This is a genomic window from Pengzhenrongella sp. (genome assembly GCF_036565025.1).
In the GTDB taxonomy this organism is placed as follows: Bacteria; Actinomycetota; Actinomycetes; order Actinomycetales; family Cellulomonadaceae; genus Pengzhenrongella.
Map to the genome: position 1 here is coordinate 56,223 of NZ_DATCNW010000474.1, position 15,681 is coordinate 71,903.

At 65.0% G+C, this 15,681-nt stretch carries 12 protein-coding genes and 1 pseudogene; 7 read left to right on the forward strand and 6 right to left on the reverse strand.

Annotated elements, in window-relative coordinates; genetic code table 11:
* Positions 1-114: 114 nt before the first annotated feature.
* Together VIM26_RS27260 and VIM26_RS26670 are read left to right on the forward strand one after the other, a co-directional pair.
* Positions 115-246 (forward strand): annotated as a pseudogene (locus VIM26_RS27260) (AAA family ATPase); the annotation flags it as partial.
* A 102-nt stretch (positions 247-348) separates the two neighbouring features.
* Positions 349-1,776, forward strand: a complete 1,428-nt coding sequence (locus VIM26_RS26670; RefSeq protein ID WP_331956364.1) for an AAA family ATPase — start codon at positions 349-351, stop codon at positions 1,774-1,776.
* Between the two features lie 230 nt (positions 1,777-2,006).
* Here VIM26_RS26670 and VIM26_RS26675 read toward each other — a convergent pair whose 3' ends face one another.
* The 3 genes from VIM26_RS26675 to VIM26_RS26685 form a co-directional block, all read right to left on the reverse strand.
* The gene (locus VIM26_RS26675; protein ID WP_331956365.1) at positions 2,007-2,372 is read right to left on the reverse strand and encodes a hypothetical protein; all 366 of its coding nucleotides are present in this window, start codon (positions 2,370-2,372) and stop codon (positions 2,007-2,009) included.
* Positions 2,369-6,025: a MobF family relaxase gene (gene mobF, locus VIM26_RS26680; RefSeq protein ID WP_331956366.1), complete on the reverse strand. Its 3,657-nt coding sequence runs from the start codon at positions 6,023-6,025 to the stop codon at positions 2,369-2,371. Before mobF ends, VIM26_RS26675 begins: the two co-directional genes overlap by 4 nt.
* 604 nt (positions 6,026-6,629) lie before the next feature.
* Positions 6,630-8,558: an ROK family protein gene (locus VIM26_RS26685; RefSeq protein ID WP_331956367.1), complete on the reverse strand. Its 1,929-nt coding sequence runs from the start codon at positions 8,556-8,558 to the stop codon at positions 6,630-6,632.
* A 143-nt stretch (positions 8,559-8,701) separates the two neighbouring features.
* On the opposite strand from VIM26_RS26685, the gene VIM26_RS26690 reads away from it, so the two are divergent.
* The 4 genes from VIM26_RS26690 (at position 8,702) to VIM26_RS26705 (ending at position 12,825) form a co-directional block, all read left to right on the forward strand.
* A complete protein-coding gene (locus VIM26_RS26690) occupies positions 8,702-9,037 on the forward strand; it encodes a hypothetical protein (RefSeq protein WP_331956368.1) in 336 nt (111 codons plus the stop codon).
* A 731-nt stretch (positions 9,038-9,768) separates the two neighbouring features.
* On the forward strand, positions 9,769-11,334 hold the full coding sequence (locus VIM26_RS26695; RefSeq protein ID WP_331956369.1) for a hypothetical protein: 1,566 nt from the start codon (positions 9,769-9,771) through the stop codon (positions 11,332-11,334).
* Positions 11,335-11,343: 9 nt separating this feature from the next.
* The gene (locus VIM26_RS26700) at positions 11,344-12,093 is read left to right on the forward strand and encodes an FRG domain-containing protein (RefSeq protein ID WP_331956370.1); all 750 of its coding nucleotides are present in this window, start codon (positions 11,344-11,346) and stop codon (positions 12,091-12,093) included.
* Positions 12,094-12,255: 162 nt separating this feature from the next.
* Entirely contained in the window at positions 12,256-12,825 is a 570-nt protein-coding gene (locus tag VIM26_RS26705) for a hypothetical protein (protein ID WP_331956371.1), read from the forward strand.
* A 219-nt stretch (positions 12,826-13,044) separates the two neighbouring features.
* Here VIM26_RS26705 and VIM26_RS26710 read toward each other — a convergent pair whose 3' ends face one another.
* Genes VIM26_RS26710 through VIM26_RS26720 form a run of 3 tightly spaced genes read right to left on the reverse strand, consistent with a single transcriptional unit; the run spans position 13,045 to position 14,826 of the window.
* Positions 13,045-14,031 (reverse strand): nucleotidyl transferase AbiEii/AbiGii toxin family protein, encoded by a 987-nt coding sequence (locus VIM26_RS26710; protein ID WP_331956372.1) that lies wholly within the window; start codon positions 14,029-14,031, stop codon positions 13,045-13,047.
* The gene (locus tag VIM26_RS26715; protein WP_331956373.1) at positions 14,028-14,624 is read right to left on the reverse strand and encodes a hypothetical protein; all 597 of its coding nucleotides are present in this window, start codon (positions 14,622-14,624) and stop codon (positions 14,028-14,030) included. The genes VIM26_RS26710 and VIM26_RS26715 overlap by 4 nt, the downstream gene beginning before the upstream one ends.
* Position 14,625: 1 nt before the next feature.
* Positions 14,626-14,826: a hypothetical protein gene (locus VIM26_RS26720; RefSeq protein ID WP_331956374.1), complete on the reverse strand. Its 201-nt coding sequence runs from the start codon at positions 14,824-14,826 to the stop codon at positions 14,626-14,628.
* 322 nt (positions 14,827-15,148) lie between these two features.
* On the opposite strand from VIM26_RS26720, the gene VIM26_RS26725 reads away from it, so the two are divergent.
* Positions 15,149-15,271, forward strand: coding sequence for a hypothetical protein (locus VIM26_RS26725; protein WP_331956375.1), 123 nt, complete (start codon positions 15,149-15,151; stop codon positions 15,269-15,271).
* The last annotated feature ends 410 nt before the right edge of the window (positions 15,272-15,681 follow it).

The window sequence follows — 15,681 nt, forward strand, 5'->3', positions numbered from 1 at the left end:
GCCGGCGATCGATTCCGCACGAAGTTCACCTCCGACCCAGCCATAGCGCACCGGCGGCGGATACGATCGGAGGTGGCTATCCCCGTCAAGACGGGCCGTGCGAAGGGGTAAGAATTGCACATATCATCGATTCACCTAGATGGATTCAAGAGATTCACCGACACAACCATCGCTGGACTGCCATCGACAGCAAAGCTGGTAGTCCTCGCCGGACCTAACGGATCAGGCAAGTCGTCTCTATTTGATGGCCTCAAGACCTGGCATTGGTATAACGGCGGAGTCGGTGGAAGCTGGGACGAGACCTATGGAACGAAGGCCGGCGCACCTAGTGCCAGTTGGACGCAGCGCGTGCGGGTCGAATTCCACGAACCCGTACCCTCGGGGCCTGAGGAGCAGAAGAAGCTCATCTACGCGCGCACGGCTTTCCGCAACGAAGCCGACTTCAACCTGTCAGGATTCAACCGATTAGCCTCTCCTCTAGACTCCAACCGAGTCACGCGCATGATTGACAACGACGTTGTAGTTTCTGAGAATTATCAACGCCTGATTATGCAAACAATCGACGGCGTTTATGATACGAGCATCCCCGACTCGATGACAAAGGGGGAAATTCGCGATCGCATAATTGGCCAAGTGCGGACGTCGATGCAAACGGTCTTCCCAGATTTGGTCCTGACTGGTGTGGGCGGCCTCGGCGGACAGAGTGGCGACAGCGGAACATTCTATTTTCGGAAGGGCATTTCCGAAGACTTCCTTTACAAAAATCTGTCCGCGGGCGAGAAGGCCGCGTTTGACTTGATCCTTGACGCCGTCATCAAGCGTGAATTCTTTGACGACTCCATTTGGTGCATTGACGAACCTGAGACTCATCTGAACACGCGAATTCAAGCACAACTTCTCATGGCGCTCGTCGACCTGGTCCCGGCAAAGAGCCAATTGTGGATTGCAAGTCACAGCATTGGATTCATGCGCCAAGCCTGGGAAATGTCGAAGGCGCAAATCGGGGGCGTCGTGTTTATAGACATGGAGGGATTAGACTTCGACGCACCGGTCACACTTTCACCCGTCTATCCATCTCGTGACTTCTGGAGCAAAACACTGAATGTGGCCCTAGGAGATCTGGCTTCGCTCGTCGCACCCGAGCGTGTCGTGCTTTGCGAAGGTCGGCCCGCGAGCGGAGCCGGTGATGCCAAGGCCGCGTTTGACGCACAGTGCTATCGAAGGATCTTTGCGCAAGAGCATCCGGAGACTGACTTCCTATCCGTAGGCAATTCGGCGGATACGGTCAACGACCGGCTTGGGATAGGTCGCGCAATCCAGACGATTGCTCCAGGAACGCTAGTCACAAGGGTGATCGATCGCGATCATCGCAGTTCCAACGAGATAGACCTCTTGGAGAAGGAGGGCACACGTGTCCTAAATCGCCGCCACCTTGAAGCCTATCTTTTTGACGACGAAGTGATTACTCACTTGTGTTCAGTCAACGCACAGCCGCAGCGCTCGATTGAGGCGTTGCAGATTAAGTCGGACGCGCTTGCAGGAAGTGTCGCCCGCGGTAATGATCCCGATGACATCAAGCGCGCGGCCGGCACCATCGCGGACGGGCTTCGGCGCCTACTAACTTTACGGGAGGCCGGAAGCAACGCGGACGCGTTCGGCCGAGACACGATGGCGCCACTCGTGCAACCAGGAACGGTTGCTTATGCCGAGTTGCACGTCGCTATTTTTGGCACGGGCACGGGCACGGGCACGGGCACGGGCACGGGCACGGCGTAACCGGCCCTGCCCTGAGTTGCAGGAGCGACGTGACTCGGGCGGGGCATGGTGGTGTATCGCGCATTGCCCGCGACCTGGAGTGCGATCCGGCGCCATCGCATACGGCCGAAGCGTCTCGACCTGAATCGGCGGGGTCAGGCTGTCCGGGTTGCGGACGATCGAGCTGTCATTCGTCGAGCTTCACTGACCTTTCCGTGCGCGAAACAACGGGGGTTCGGCGAGCCGGGCGTTCATTTGCTCCGGTGAGCACCGGGTCGGCAGCCGGTGCGGGCGACCCAATCGGCGAGGCGTTGCCGGGCGGCGGCGAAGTGGTTCATCCAGGCGAGGGGTGCGTCGCCTTCCGCGGTGAGTGCGTAGGCGGTTTGCCAGGCGGTGTACAGCGCGGCGAGCTCTTCGATGAGGGGGCCGTGCTGGTTCCAGCATGTGGGGATCGTGCGGTGGTCGAGGGTGAATCGATGCGTGAGCCATTGGACCCAGTCAGTGAGCTCGTCGAGCATCTCGGCGGCGTGCTCTTCGTCCAGTCGGGGCCAGCAGATGGGTCCATCGGGTCCGAACGTGGTGCGCGGCGTCGGGTAGAAGCCACCGTTGGTGCTCATCGCCCGAGACTCCGGTCAGCACCCTGGGTCGTGGTCGGTGCGCCGCCGAGCCTTGATGTCGTGCGCGGGGTGGGAAGTTCGTCGGCGGCGTCGGTGAGTCGGTTCGTGTCGCGGTAGGTGACGAGGGCGGCGACCTGGCGTTCCCAGACTTCGCGGTCGGGGCCGGGCTCGGGTTGGTCGCCGAGTGGGCGCATCCAGGCGGGCCGACCGCTGATTGCCACGGTCGTGAGGTTGGTGATGCGGCCGGTGATCAGCGCGTCGAGTTCAGCGATCGCATCCGCGGCCGGGTCTGCTGGGTCGATGCGCTCGGCCTGGAACGGGTGGCGTGTGTCGTCGGGGTGGGTGCTTTCGTTCTGGGCGTCGAGCCAGGTGGTGACGCGGTCGTGCAGGACGGCGGCGACGTCGTGGGCTGGGTCGGCAGGGTCGTCCAGGCTGCGGGTGGCGATCAGCCGGGCGAGGACGGCTTCCATGGGATGTCCGGCGCGTTCGCCTTGCCGGAGGGCCGCGACCAGCGGTCCGCGGGCGGGGGATGCGTCGATGGCCGCGACCTGATCAGGGGTCAGTGCCTGGGTGGTGAGGAGGTGCATCCAGCGGCGGCTGGCGGCGTCGGCGGCGAGGGTGTCGCGGATCGGTTCGAGGCGGGCGAGGGAGGTGGCGTCGTTGAGGTTGCGGGCGATGGTCTGGGTGGCGGACAGTTCCGCGCCGCTAGTGGCCAGGATCCGTTCGAGGACGTCGCGGCCGGCCGGCGCGCCGTGCGGGTCGGGCAAGTGCTCGCACAGGGGGTCGACGACGTCGGTCGCGGTGTAGAGGTGGTTGCTGGTGCGGCCGCGGGTCATCGCGACGTACAGATTCTCGCGGGTCATGCCGGGGGCGGCCAGGACGTGGGAGTGCTCGACGGTGATGCCTTGGGCGCGGTGGGTCGTGGACGCGTACCCGAGGTCGACGTGCTCGGCGACATACCCCGGGTCGAGGTGCACCGTGCGCGGGGTTTCGCGGCGGACGGCGCCGGAGCGAGTGGTCTTGACGAGGGTGAGGGATCCGTCGTCGTGCGTGGTCAGGACGTCCCACAGGTCGCCGTTGCGGACGTACCCGCCGGTGAGCAGTCGCAGGTGGCGGGCGTTGCGGCGGGTCACGACCCGGTCCCCGGCCGCGATGGTGACCCCGGTGGGAGTGGTGACGCCGGTGGCGGCGACGACGCGGTCGGCGACTCGGTCGGCGTGGGCGCGGGCGTTGAGGGCGGCGACTGTGTGGCTGTCGGCGGCGAGCAGGATCGCGGACGCGCCGGTGAGTTCGGAGGTCTGCCAGGCGGCGTAGGCGGCTTCGAGCATCGCCTCGGCAGGGCCGGCGCTGAGCCGGTCGTGCTCGGCGTACTCGGTGATCGCGCGGGTGTTCCCGGCGCGCAGCAGGCGGGTGGTGTGCGCTTCCCACCGGTGGGTGAACCGCCAAAGCGAGGTGAGCACGGCGGGGTGGCCGCGCTCGGCGAGCAGGTGGAACGCCCCGCCCGCGTCGACGGCGGACAGCTGGGCGTGGTCGCCGACGAGCAGGAGCTTGGCGTCGGCGGTGGCGGCTTGGGTCAGGAGGGTGTCCAGGGTGAGGGTGCCGGCGAGGGAGGCTTCGTCCACGATGAGCAGCTGCCCCGGCTGCAGCGCCCACGCCCGGGTCTCGGTGGTCAGGGTCCGCAGCGCCTTGGCGAGGTAGGCCACGCGGGCGGCGTCCCGGCGGGGGTGGGCGCGTTGGGCGAGCTGGGTGAGTTCGGCGATGAGGGCGACGCGGCGGGTGTGGCCCAGTCCGGTGGACTCGTAGAGCCACTTCGCGGTGTTCTCGCACCCGATCTCCAACGCGTCGGCGAGCTCGGCGGCCGCGGTCGCGGACGGCGCCAACCCGACCACCGACCCGCGGCCGTGGGTCGCTTCCCACGTCCGGCGCAATGCGAGCAAGGTGGTTGTCTTGCCGGTGCCGGCCGGCCCGACCAAGACGTCCAACCGGCGCCCCGACGTCGCGATCGTGGTGACGGCGTCGACCTGGTCGGACGCGAGGGTCACCGGCCCGCCAGAGTGGGCGACGGGCACCGGGGCGGACGTGACGGTGTGGGCGTCGGACCGGCGGGCGGCCGGCGCACCGGTGGTCTCGGTCGCGGTCAGCAGCCGGGTCTCGGCGTCCAGGATCCGCACCTCGGTGTACTTGGCCTCGGCGGGGCGGCTGAACACCGACGTCTCGTCGAGGCGCCGGTAGTCGGGTGGGGCGGTGAACACCTCCGGCGCGGCCAGGTTCACGCACCGGCTCAGGGCAGTGTCGGTGACCCGGGTGTGCAGCTCGAGGCGGTCCGCGGTGGTGGCCATGCGCAGTCCGCGGGTGGCGCGGGCGGCTTCGGCGGTCATGTTGGACCTGGTCCAGGTAGACCGGCGGGTCAGGACTTGGTCGATCGCCTCCCCGGCGAGGTGTCCGACGACGTCGTCGGACACCTGGTCGCTGCGCAGCGCGGTGCACCGGGAGGTCTTCATGGTGGCGGCGACGAGCTGTTCGGGGGTCTTGCCGGTGGCGACCTGTCCGCGGCGCCGCCAGGTGGTCAGGTACTCGTGCAGGGAGTGGCGGGTCTTGGCCGGGCGGGTGGTGCGGGTGACCTGCTGGCGCAGTCGGGTGACCTCGACCCGGTTCGGGCTGCGGGCGTGGGTGGCCATGAACTTCGCCATCGCCTCGGTCATGGCCTGGTCGATCTGGGTGGACCGGGTGGAAAACACCTTGAGCAGGTCGTCGTCGACGCCGTCGACCTCGAACGCGGGGGTCCGTTGCGCGCCGCGGTGGCGCCACCCCCAGGAGATGGGCAGCCGGGCGGCGAGCTGGTCGGCGAACAGGTTGTCGTACAGCTCGCTGATCTCCACCACGGCGTGGAGCAGCGCGCGGGAGTCGACGGACCGCCAGACCCCGTCGGGGCCCTGGACCTTGTTGGCGAGAACGACGTGGGAGTGCAGATTCGGGTCCCCGGTGCGGGTGTCCCAGTGGTCGAACGCGGTCGCGAGCATTCCGCGCGTCGGCACCTGCGCGCACGAGTGGGTGCCGGTCCTGGTGAACAGCGCGGTCCGCTCGAGGTGGGCGAGCGCGTCGTCGACCGCGGCCCGGTGCGCGGCGACGACCGCCTCTTGAGTTTTGGCGTCCGCGAGGGCCCACACGGTCGAGGCGGACTTCGGTGCCGTGAACGTCAGGTCGAAACCGGCGACGGCGGTGCGGGTCGGTTTGGCGAGCTCGACCCTGGTCAGCGTCTCGACCGCGGCGGCGCGTTCGACGATGCCCATCGACGCGGGCAGTGCCTTGGTCGCGGCGTTGATGCGGTCGGTCACTGACGCGTACACCGGGTACGCCCGCCCGAGCGGGACCGCGCTGATCGGGTCGCGACCCTTGCCGAACAGGTTCGCCATCGCTTCCTCGGTCACCGCGGTGCCGACGGGGAGGCCGGTGCCGACGGGGAGGCGGGTGCCGACGGGGAGGCCGGTGCCGTCGGCGACTCCGGCCAGGCCGGTGCCGAGCCATCGGCCGGGCGGGTATCCGTCCTCGAGGTAGTAGGCGGTGAGGGCGCGACCCGCTGGGCGGTCGCAGTCTCCGGACGCGGTGTGCCGCAACAGGTACTTGTACCCGGCGCCCGCCGTCAGGCGGCGCACAGACATCATCGGGCGCGGCACTGGAGTCGGGGCCGCCGGGCAGTTGCGGGGCGCGGCGCGAGGGTGCGGCGGGGGAGTGGTTGAACTGTCCTCATACCAAGCAGGAGTCCGCGTACTCACCGAAATCAGGGTGTCCGCCCGAGGCGAGGGCATGCGCGGATCCTCGAGAGCCAGACGAGTCCTGCACTCTCAGCCGTGGAATTCGCCTCGACTTGAAGGCGCAGGATCCGTCTGGAGCCTGATCGGAAGGGCTGTCCGGCGAACCTGTCCGGGGTGGTGACTCGTCGCGGCGGCGCGCTAATAGTCAGGTTGTGGGGTAACCGAGGCGTCGTCCCCGGGCCTGATCCGCTCGGTCCTGGAACGCGGCCTCGCGGTCGAGGTCAGCGATCACCTGGGCTATGACAAGTGCGACGCCGCGATGCTGGGCCGTTGCGGGCCCCCCGAGGGGCTCCACAACGCCAACAGCCACGCAAGAAGATTCGTAGTTTTGCTCGGGGCAGTTGAAGCGGCTGCACACGGTCACCAGTACCAGGCACTCTCACGGCCAAGAGGGCACTTGGGCACCCCGACCCACATCGCTTACCCAGGGGCTATGGGCGTGGGCTCATCCCGCCCATAGCCCCTGGGTCTGCACGGCGATGAGTTCGCTTGCCAGACTGTTGAGTCGAACGCTGTTCTTCAAGAGGTTCGAGCCCGTTCCGAATGAATGGAGCCACAACGCGCGCACGGTATCGGGCGTAGCCTCGGCTCGGCTGATCTGCTGGACGAGTTCCGACTCTTCGACGGAGTATTCATCGTCGGGCGCGCCAGCCCCGATGAGCCCCTCGGGGTCATAATACCGGACGATCTCCTCCACTTGCTTTGTGAGAATGATACGCCGTTGCTTGTCCAACAGGCGATGATCGACCGACCGGTGCAGCGCTGGCTGCACCGCAGCCAACGGGTTCACTCGGCACCGATCTCGCTGAAGGGCGTGCGCGATGAACTCGTCAAGGACACGAATTGCTGCATTTCGTGCGGCCTTCTCGGCGCCGACTTTGAGATCATCGGATAGAGCCTTCACATCCAACCATCGACCGCCATTGCGGGCATCGGCGTCGCTCGTGGAAAATGCATGTTCCTTGACGACGGTTTCGATCGCCTGGCGGTACAGGCCGGCCGCGGTTCCATCCCCGAGTTCACCTTCCTGCAACTTCACCTCGGCAAGCGCTGGGGGAAGCAGGAGGAGCAGCCAGCCCGGGTTCATTGCATGGATGAGCGAGACGACCCCATGGCCGAGCGCGGCACCTCCCTTCCAGAAGGCTGTCCCAGCTGCGGTGACATCGCCCTGGGCGTCGTACGCGGGGCTCAACGCGAGGGTAGAAAAATCACCGAGCGGACGGTTGAGCTCACCGGTGAGGCGACTAGGAGTCGCGTAGCAGTCCAAATGATTTTTCCTCTTGCACGAGCACGGATAAGTGAACGTCAAGTAGGTGTCGTCGGGCGCCGTCATGATCGCGGGCGGTGAGGAATCATCGTAATTTAACGGTGGCATGGGCGGCGACACGAGGCGCGGCACCCCTTCCTCTACAAAGACCGGGTTGTGGCCAGGTTCTCCGGCCGCTCCGCCGTGCCCTCGATAGATTCGGCCATTCGCAAGAAGACCTGCCCCGACGCCGTCATCGAAGACCGCAACCACAACTCCGTCTCGAGGACGTGACCGGGCATTGGGGCGATACGTCTCGCGCAGCGCTATCATGTTGACATCGTTGTCTAAAACGACCGTCAGGTCCGCCCCTATATTATCTTCGCGCAATGTCTCTCTCAGTCGATCGCGGATCTCTGCGGCGAGAGGAGCGTTCTCTGACTCGAAATTTGGGCGTGCGACATGGACCACTTCGCCGTTGTGCACGTGCCCCGGCACCTCGATGCCAATTCCAAGTATATTTCGGACTGGCCGTGCGTCCGAACCGGCTTTCCTTGCGTCCCTCGATGCGTGGTCTCTCCAGGTCCGGATGAGCTCGACCGCGCATGCAGCAATCTCCTTCGCTGCGTCAGACCAGTTCGAGCCGCCGCCAGTGAGTCCACGGCTGAGGGAGTCGATTGGCAGCCCGGTCAGGTCGCGCAGCGTACAGGTGAGCGTCCTGGGACGGTCGCCCTTGAGTGTGACGTGAATGCCGAGCATTGCCCACTGATCACTGCCCAGTCTGTATCGCTCCGGTCGTCTCCCCCCCTTCGGGCCGGCGTAAGAAGGGCCGCTCGAGATGAGCCCGTGTTGTTCGAGGACCGTGAGCGCCTTTGACAGGGTGCCGACGGAGTACTTCGGACCGTCACTTAAAGCCATGCGTTCTCGGAGCTCGCTTCGAAGGCAACCAATCGGTGCTGCGATCGCCAACTCCTCCAAGACGGTTCCGAGGACGTGCTCGCTGACTCCCTGGTCTGCTTTCTTGGGGTCGCGAGCAGTCAGGGACTCGAGCACGCTCCGAAAGCCATCGTGCATGCGGCTGCCTTCGCCATCCGATGTGGTCATGGGCGATGCGTTCCCTTCGATCACTGCCGTTACCTGCTAGACATGTTAGCGCCGCGAGAGGCAACGTGTCTACTAGTACACGCTAGCGGCAGTTACCGCTGGCGTTAACTATCGTACCAGTCAGTACGTGTTGACGTTGACTCCAGTCCTGGAGTAAACCTGTGACTATGGTCACTCTGCAGCTGGAAGGTTCGGACGGCGACCCCGCCGATCTCGAGCTCACGCACCACGCGGCCGACCGAATGGTCGAGCGCGGTATCCGCTTCGCTGAGCTGGACGCGGCGATGCTCAGTCGCCTCAGCACTGTGCGCGACGCCCGGGGCTACACCGTGTTCGGTCGTAACGGTGTCGCCCTGGTGCTCGACCTGACCGGACGGGTGGTCATCACAGTCCTTCCGAGGGGGATGGCACCAGACCGCTGGAGGGGTCGCGATGAAGGTCTGCGTGGGTACCGTCGGGACACGTCGATCTCCCGCAACCGGACCCCAAGGCGCTCGGCGTGACGGAGGGGGCGGGGATGAGCCATGGGTGGCGGCCTCGTTCCGGCGCGTTGCCACCGTGATCGACGGTCTCGCCCGCGCGAGTCGCTCAAGCGTGTCGCCCTCGATGATGCCTCGGGCTCCAGCATCCCAAGCGACGCCACAAGCGATCTCCGAGCGAGCCCGCCGGCTCGCCCAAGGCCGGCCGCGCCGCCGCGGCCGACACGCCACCACTTCCGCCGGCCAAGACAAGCGAGCCAACGGGCCCGGTAGGGCCCGACGACGTCGCGATCTTGATTTCCTCTTCAACCGGCGGAACTGAGTCAATCTTCAGCCGGCGTTGACAAGTCACGAACCACGAACAGCCAGACCAACTGGCGCCGGGTCAAGCCAGGGTCAAGCCGAGAGGGCGGAGCCAGACCAGAACATCAGAGCCACCCGAGGCAGTGAGGCTTTGTCGCGTGCCTATCGACCGAAGTTAACGACGAGTGAAAGGGCCTGCCGAAGGCCGCTCCCCGAACAGCGGGAACCTAAGGCGAATTCACCCGGCTGAAGCGGACCAAGGTCACTACTAGGGTCGAAACTGAGGGTGCCAGCCGTCCCGAGTCCGCAGTGCTCCGAGCAGGGACTCAGAGCGCCGCCCCATACTGATGACGGAGAGAGGTCCTCTGACTCATGATGCGACGAGCTACACCCACCTCGCTGGACGCAATTTCCTGTCTTGAGAGACTGCTCACCAGAAAGAAGGGAACGCCGTGATCGAGTATGACCCTTTCGGGTTGCCAGACGGAAACGTAGGCAACTTTGACGAAATCCGCGGCGACTTGGTTGCGATGCCTGGGCGTTTTGGCGGCTTGGCTCGAGACCCGAATGACGCCAGAGTTCGCGTTATTGCCGGAGCGCTGGGCTCCGGGAAATCGCTCCTCCTACGACGTATGCGCGAGAGCCGGCTCCAGTACGACAGTTCGGTGGCGTCGAATGTCCAAAGGAACGAGGACCTGCTTACACCACTGGTTCGGGAATTCAGCCGTCGCATGGATCAGACGACCAGCAACACTGAATATTGGTCGCTATTGTGGCGACGGGCGATCCTCCGAACCGCGTGGTCGTTCGTGTCGAACCAGGCAATGTACAACCGTCCGGATGCGCCACAGGCGAAGTCCGCGCTTGAACGCCTGCACAAGTACGAGAGTCTCCTCGGTAGCCCCGCGAACCTCAGGAGGGCGTCGAGTCAGGTTGCCCGACTCATACGCGATATCGATGGAAAAGAAGCGTTCATCGACTATTTGCTCGATGATCGATGGGAGGACGTCGAGGGATTTCTCGGGACGGTTCTTGCACATAGCCCGGAGCTCTTCATCTACGTTGACGATATCGACAAGAATTACGCGTGGTCTCCAGGGCCATGGACCCAATGCCAGCGGGGGCTGTTCTATGCGGTTATGCACCTTGCCAAGGATGATTCTCCGTTGCGGAACAAACTCCATGTGGTCGTCGCCCTCAGGGACGTTACTCTAGCAACTGTGGCGGCTGGCGAGCACGGTCCCCAATACGCCGAGCAAACGCATATTAACTACCTGCGCTGGACCCGCGAGAGTGCGCATGAATTCCTGCACCTCAAGTTGGCGAAGCTGCCTCCATCACACTTCTCCGATCCACAGGAACGAACCGTCGAGAGTTGGATTGGCATTTCCTCGGTGACGAATGGGCGCCCCAACCTTCTCGCCGAGGGCATCGAGGGCTACATGATCCGGCACACCCGACTCGTGCCGAGGGATATAGTGATCATGGGCAACATGATTTGTGCGCTCCAAAGAGAGTCGGGTAGGCAGAGGCTAGCTGAAGACGAGATCCGAGATCTCGTATCCGATGCGGCACGCGCCAGCATCCGAAGCCAGTTGAATGTCTGTGCATCGATGATGCTAGAAGACACTCCTCATTCCCTGGTAGCCGACTACGATTCGGACGCGACCGAAGCGAAACTCGACCAGCAACTTGGCGACAAGGTGACGGCAATAGTAGGAATTATAGAGCAAGTAGGACAGGAGGTCTTCACCCCGAAGAAGTGCGCCCTTATGGATGTCCGCGCCCAAGAGATATTCAGGACCCAAGCGCGTCTGAGCAATGCGTTGTGGAGAAATCGGCTCATAGGATGGGTCGAAGTAAATGGAAAGGTCCACTTCTTTGAGCCCCGGGATTACCATGGTCGCAGCCAGCTCCCACGCGGAAGTGGTGTCCATCGCTACGTTTGGCACTGCATGATTCACGACATCGCACGGAACATCGAGATAAACGGCGACGCTCCCTATCATCCCAACTAGGAGAACTTCATGACGAGTGACTGGCTCAGGAAGATCCGAGTGGACGATTGGCAACATTTTAAGAAGATGGTCTCGGACATCGGTGATCGAGGACTCGAGGATCACTGCGTTGAGGATCTGATTTTTCGTGGCCAACCCTTAGGGAGTTTTAGTCTCTCTGCCAGTTTGGATAGAGAGAATTCCGCTTTGAATATTGGACGTCGAAACGAATTGCAAGATCGTATCCTACGCCAATTTCAGCGGCGCAATCCAGGTCTAGCGGTCGGTCGCGATCCTCTTGAACTGCTCGGATTGTTACAGCACAACGGTTGCCCGACGCGTGTCCTTGACTGGAGTTCGTCACCGTATGTGGCAGCCTTCTTTGCTCTTTCGGACACGCTGCGATACGACTCCGACGAAGAACATTGCGCCGTGTGGGCCCTGTGGCGAGAGGCGCCACCATTGGCTGCGGGCGCGGGCATCGGCGTCCTTGAGCCGTCTTTCGCAGGAAATGAGCGTTCCAAGGCGCAGCGAGGGTTGTTCACTACAAACAATTCGTTGAGCCCGACGCTTGTCGAGTTCATTAATGACTGGGACCGTGGCCACCCACTCGGAGGCACCGTCCTCTGGCAGTACCTCATACCCCGCAAAGCAGCCGTCGGTGCCCGCCGGGATCTCGCTCTCATGGGGATTGACCATGAGAGTCTTTTTCCAGACACGACCGGTGCGGCGCGCGCGGCGTATTTCGCGGCGCTGGAGCGCGAGGCCACAACTAGTTGAGTGTCGCGAGTCCGGGCGTTGCGCTAGCGACACAAGATCCTCGACTGGGGGCACGCCCGGCCGCCCAAGATTTGTGGCGCTCCTCGCACCTGACTGCGAGCGGTTCACCGACGCTCTGATCTCTTTCGACTCGTAACGTTCGCCGAGGGGTGACGGGGCGGCGTGAACCTGCCAGGATCGGCGAACAGCAGCGGGTGGCTGGGGGAGGGCATCGTCGTGGCGAAGCAGGAGAGCCGCAAGACCAAACGGAACCAAGCGGCTCGGGCGCGTGCCCGCGAGCAGCACTTCCGGCTGGTCATCGAACGGCAGGGTGACCCGGCGTTCGTGCAGCAGACCTTCACCCCGACCGGTCGCACCATCAAGCTGCCACCGCAGGACGCGGCAATGCTGAAGCCGTTGCTCGAGGAGCAGCGGGAGGCGTTCGTCGAGAAGTTTGGCCGCGAGCCCGGCCCGGAGGACCCGTTGTTCTTCGACCCGGACAAGGACGAGCCGACCTTCCTGGACCCGGCAGCGGTTGCGCCCGACATGTTCGACGACTTGCGGGCCAAGGCCGACGAGATCGGCGTGGACCGGGCGCTCATCGACGCGTGGGAGGAGCTCGGGTACGTCATCACCGAGGCCAACGAGCACCGCTGTTCACCGCGCACGACCTCGAGGCGTTTGACGAGGCTGTCCAGCGGGCCCGTGTGCGGCGCCGCCGGTAGCTCTCCGGCCTGCGAATGGTCCGGGTGACCCGCCCAGGCAACGTCAACCCGTCCGATGCCCGCCGCGGAGGGCGTCCCGGTCGCCGCCTGGCGGCGCCCATTGCTCGCCGCCGCAGCGAAGTTCGGCGAGGCGAGCGCGCGACGGGGATGCCGCTCCGCTTGCTGTGCGGCCAAGCTGTGCTGACCTGGGCAAACGATCTATCAGAAGCTGCTGGGTGCGCTCTGGGGGCGCTCGCCGTTCATGGCTTCAGAGCCTTTCGCGGTTCGTCTGGACCGTGGTGGTCACTTCTTCGAGGGTGATGCGGAGGCCGTGGATGAGGCCTTGGGCGGCCTCGAAGCCGGTGCGGATCGCGTCGCGTGCCTCGGCCTGTGGATCGAACGCCGGGCTGTCGGCGTACCCGCCCTCGGGGCGCGGACTCCAGGAGAAGTCGGCGTCGGCGCTGTGGGTGTTGATGTCCTCGACGAGCTCGACGACTCCGGCCGGTCCGAGAGAGTCGAGTGCGTCGAGGAGCGTGGGTGTGTTGAGGAGTCGGTCGATGTCGTAGAAGTGGCGCCCGTGCTTGAGCAGGGTCGCGGTGTCGCCTCGGACGGCTGCGTCGTGGACCGCCGCGAGCTTCTCCAACAAGGTGCGCTCGGGCGCGAGCACGTTGACGGTGAACGCAGCGAACTCCTCCCAGGTGTCCGCGGGTTCGCCGAGCTCGGTGATTGCGTAGTCGGCCACCATCGAACGGTAGGGGTGTGGGCCGGCGGGATAGGTGCCGCCACGGCTGCCGAGTTCGAGCAGGACCCCTTCCTTGAGGCCTTGGTCGTAATCCTGCACCGGGTAGTGGTAGGTCGTGTAGCGCTTCACACCTGTCGTCGAGGCACCCACCGTGACGTCGTTCTTGGTGAGTCCGAGGTAGCTGGTCACGTCGGTGTCGACCTGCTTGAGGACCTTGTGGCGCGCGTTGGTTGCCGCGCTCGTGGGGAACACGGCCAGCAGGTCCACATCTTCAGAGAACCTGTCCACGATCCCGAAGACCCGGCTCAGGCTGGTGCCGCCCTTGAACAGGAATGTGACCGGGGCGGTCGAGCCATCGGGCATGGCGACCGTGCGGTCGGCGGCGGCAGCGCGCAGGACCTCGGTGACCCAGAAGTCCTTCTCCACGTACGGAGCCGGTAGCCCGCGTGCTGACGCCGTCTGAGCGACCAGGGCATCGAGATCGTCGGGGTGTTGGCGCAGCCGTTCACTCATGCTGCCTCCAGCATCGATGACTCAAGGCGCGCGAAGTTGTCGCGGACCGCACGGTTGTACTCACCAGGCACCGCCTCACGGAGCCGGTCGCTGCTGATCTCACCAGAACGCAGGGCAGCGCGGACCTTACGGGCCAGCGCATCCCAACCTGCTTCGACGTACACCTCGGGTGCGCGCAGCAGCTCCAGGAGTGCGATCTCCTTCTCGTTCAAGTCAGTCCGGGCAAGGTTCTTGCGCCCGTGCTGCCGCACCCCGTCGATCGGGTCGACGATGCGCAGGGTCGCGACGTGCCAGTCAGGAGGGATCTGCGTGGTGACGCCCCAGGCGCGGGCTGCGGAGTATCCGGCGGGTCCGACGCCCCGGGTGCCGAGCACGGCGCGTGCGATCTGGTCGGCACGCGGTGCGGTCAGCCCGTAGCGCGTACGCCGGCCCCGGTAGTACAGGCCCCGGCGCACCGGCAGCAGCATGCCGCTCTTCACGGCGCGGGATGCCGCCTTGCGGGCAGCGGTCGAGGATCCGGGGAGCCTGTCCACGTGGACGAAGGACTTCTCCGGTGTCTCTCGGATCACCGCTGCGGGCGACAACGTCGTCATGTCACGAAAGTATACCGGGAACGTGACATCGGCGGAAGCGACTCCCGAAGCGCCATCCACCGACGACACGCTCGTCGGGCATATCGGGACGCTCCAGCGATGGCCACCACAGGTGGGTGTTGAAGCAGTCGCGGTTCAGCGCCTTCTTCTCCCGCGACGTGAGCAGCAACGACACCGTGGTCGGCTTCCCGTCCAGCATCATCCACGGCAGGTCACCTCAATCGAAGCGTGTGCGGTCAGGTACGCCGTGATGGCGTCCTGCACGGCATCCGGCAACGGGACCTCCCGGGTCTTGCGGCGCTTCGGCGGCCCGTCACCGCTTTGCCGCCTCGTCCCCTCACCCCAGCGCGCGCTGACACACCCATGTTCAGGTCAATCGGCGTCTGATCTCGCTGTGCACCCCATGTCACGCCGCGACGCACTTCGGGTACGCCACGGTCCGTGGGCGCGACGACCAGGCGCGGGCGCATCTGGGCGCTGTGAACTGGTGGTCACCAGCTGAGGTCGATCTGCACATCGAGGAGATGAGCGCTCTGTGGCGCCGCCGGAACGCCCTCGACTGGACGCTTGACCTGACGATGCTCACCGGGCCGGCGCAACGATCACGGCACCGCCCGACGACGCCGGCCGTAGGGGCCGGCGCGTGAGCGCTCGACTGCTCCCACCAACGACGACCTGGCGGCGGACGTAGGAGCGAGTGCCCATCACCGCGCGAAATCCCACGAGCCGCCTGCGGGCTGCTCGACGTCGCGCCGCGTGAGGAATCGTCGCGTCGGCGCCGCGATTTCGCTGCGAGTGCGCGTCCCGTGTCACAGCGGTGACCCTGTTTTCGCAGGCTCGTCGTACTCCTGCTTGGTAAGGGCGCGATAGCGATCGATGCGGCGCCGAGATGGTCGGCCTGGTATTTCGTGCTCGCGCAAGAGACGCAGGGCGGCTTCCGGCCTCGAGTCGGCGCGAGCTTTCGACGGGTGCACTTTGGGACCGCCTGTGGAAGTTATCCACAGATCTGGGCTTGACGGCGTTGGTGGGCGGCTCGGTCGCTCACCGTGGAACTGAA

Coding starts and splice junctions, on each gene's coding strand:
- VIM26_RS26710 (WP_331956372.1), bottom strand. CDS start 14,031: ATGAGTGAACGGCTGCGCCAACACCCCGACGATCTCGATGCCCTGGTC.
- VIM26_RS26700 (WP_331956370.1), top strand. CDS start 11,344: ATGACGAGTGACTGGCTCAGGAAGATCCGAGTGGACGATTGGCAACAT.
- VIM26_RS26690 (WP_331956368.1), top strand. CDS start 8,702: ATGGTCACTCTGCAGCTGGAAGGTTCGGACGGCGACCCCGCCGATCTC.
- VIM26_RS26675 (WP_331956365.1), bottom strand. CDS start 2,372: ATGAGCACCAACGGTGGCTTCTACCCGACGCCGCGCACCACGTTCGGA.
- VIM26_RS26725 (WP_331956375.1), top strand. CDS start 15,149: ATGAGCGCTCTGTGGCGCCGCCGGAACGCCCTCGACTGGACGCTTGAC.
- VIM26_RS26715 (WP_331956373.1), bottom strand. CDS start 14,624: ATGACGACGTTGTCGCCCGCAGCGGTGATCCGAGAGACACCGGAGAAG.
- VIM26_RS26720 (WP_331956374.1), bottom strand. CDS start 14,826: ATGATGCTGGACGGGAAGCCGACCACGGTGTCGTTGCTGCTCACGTCG.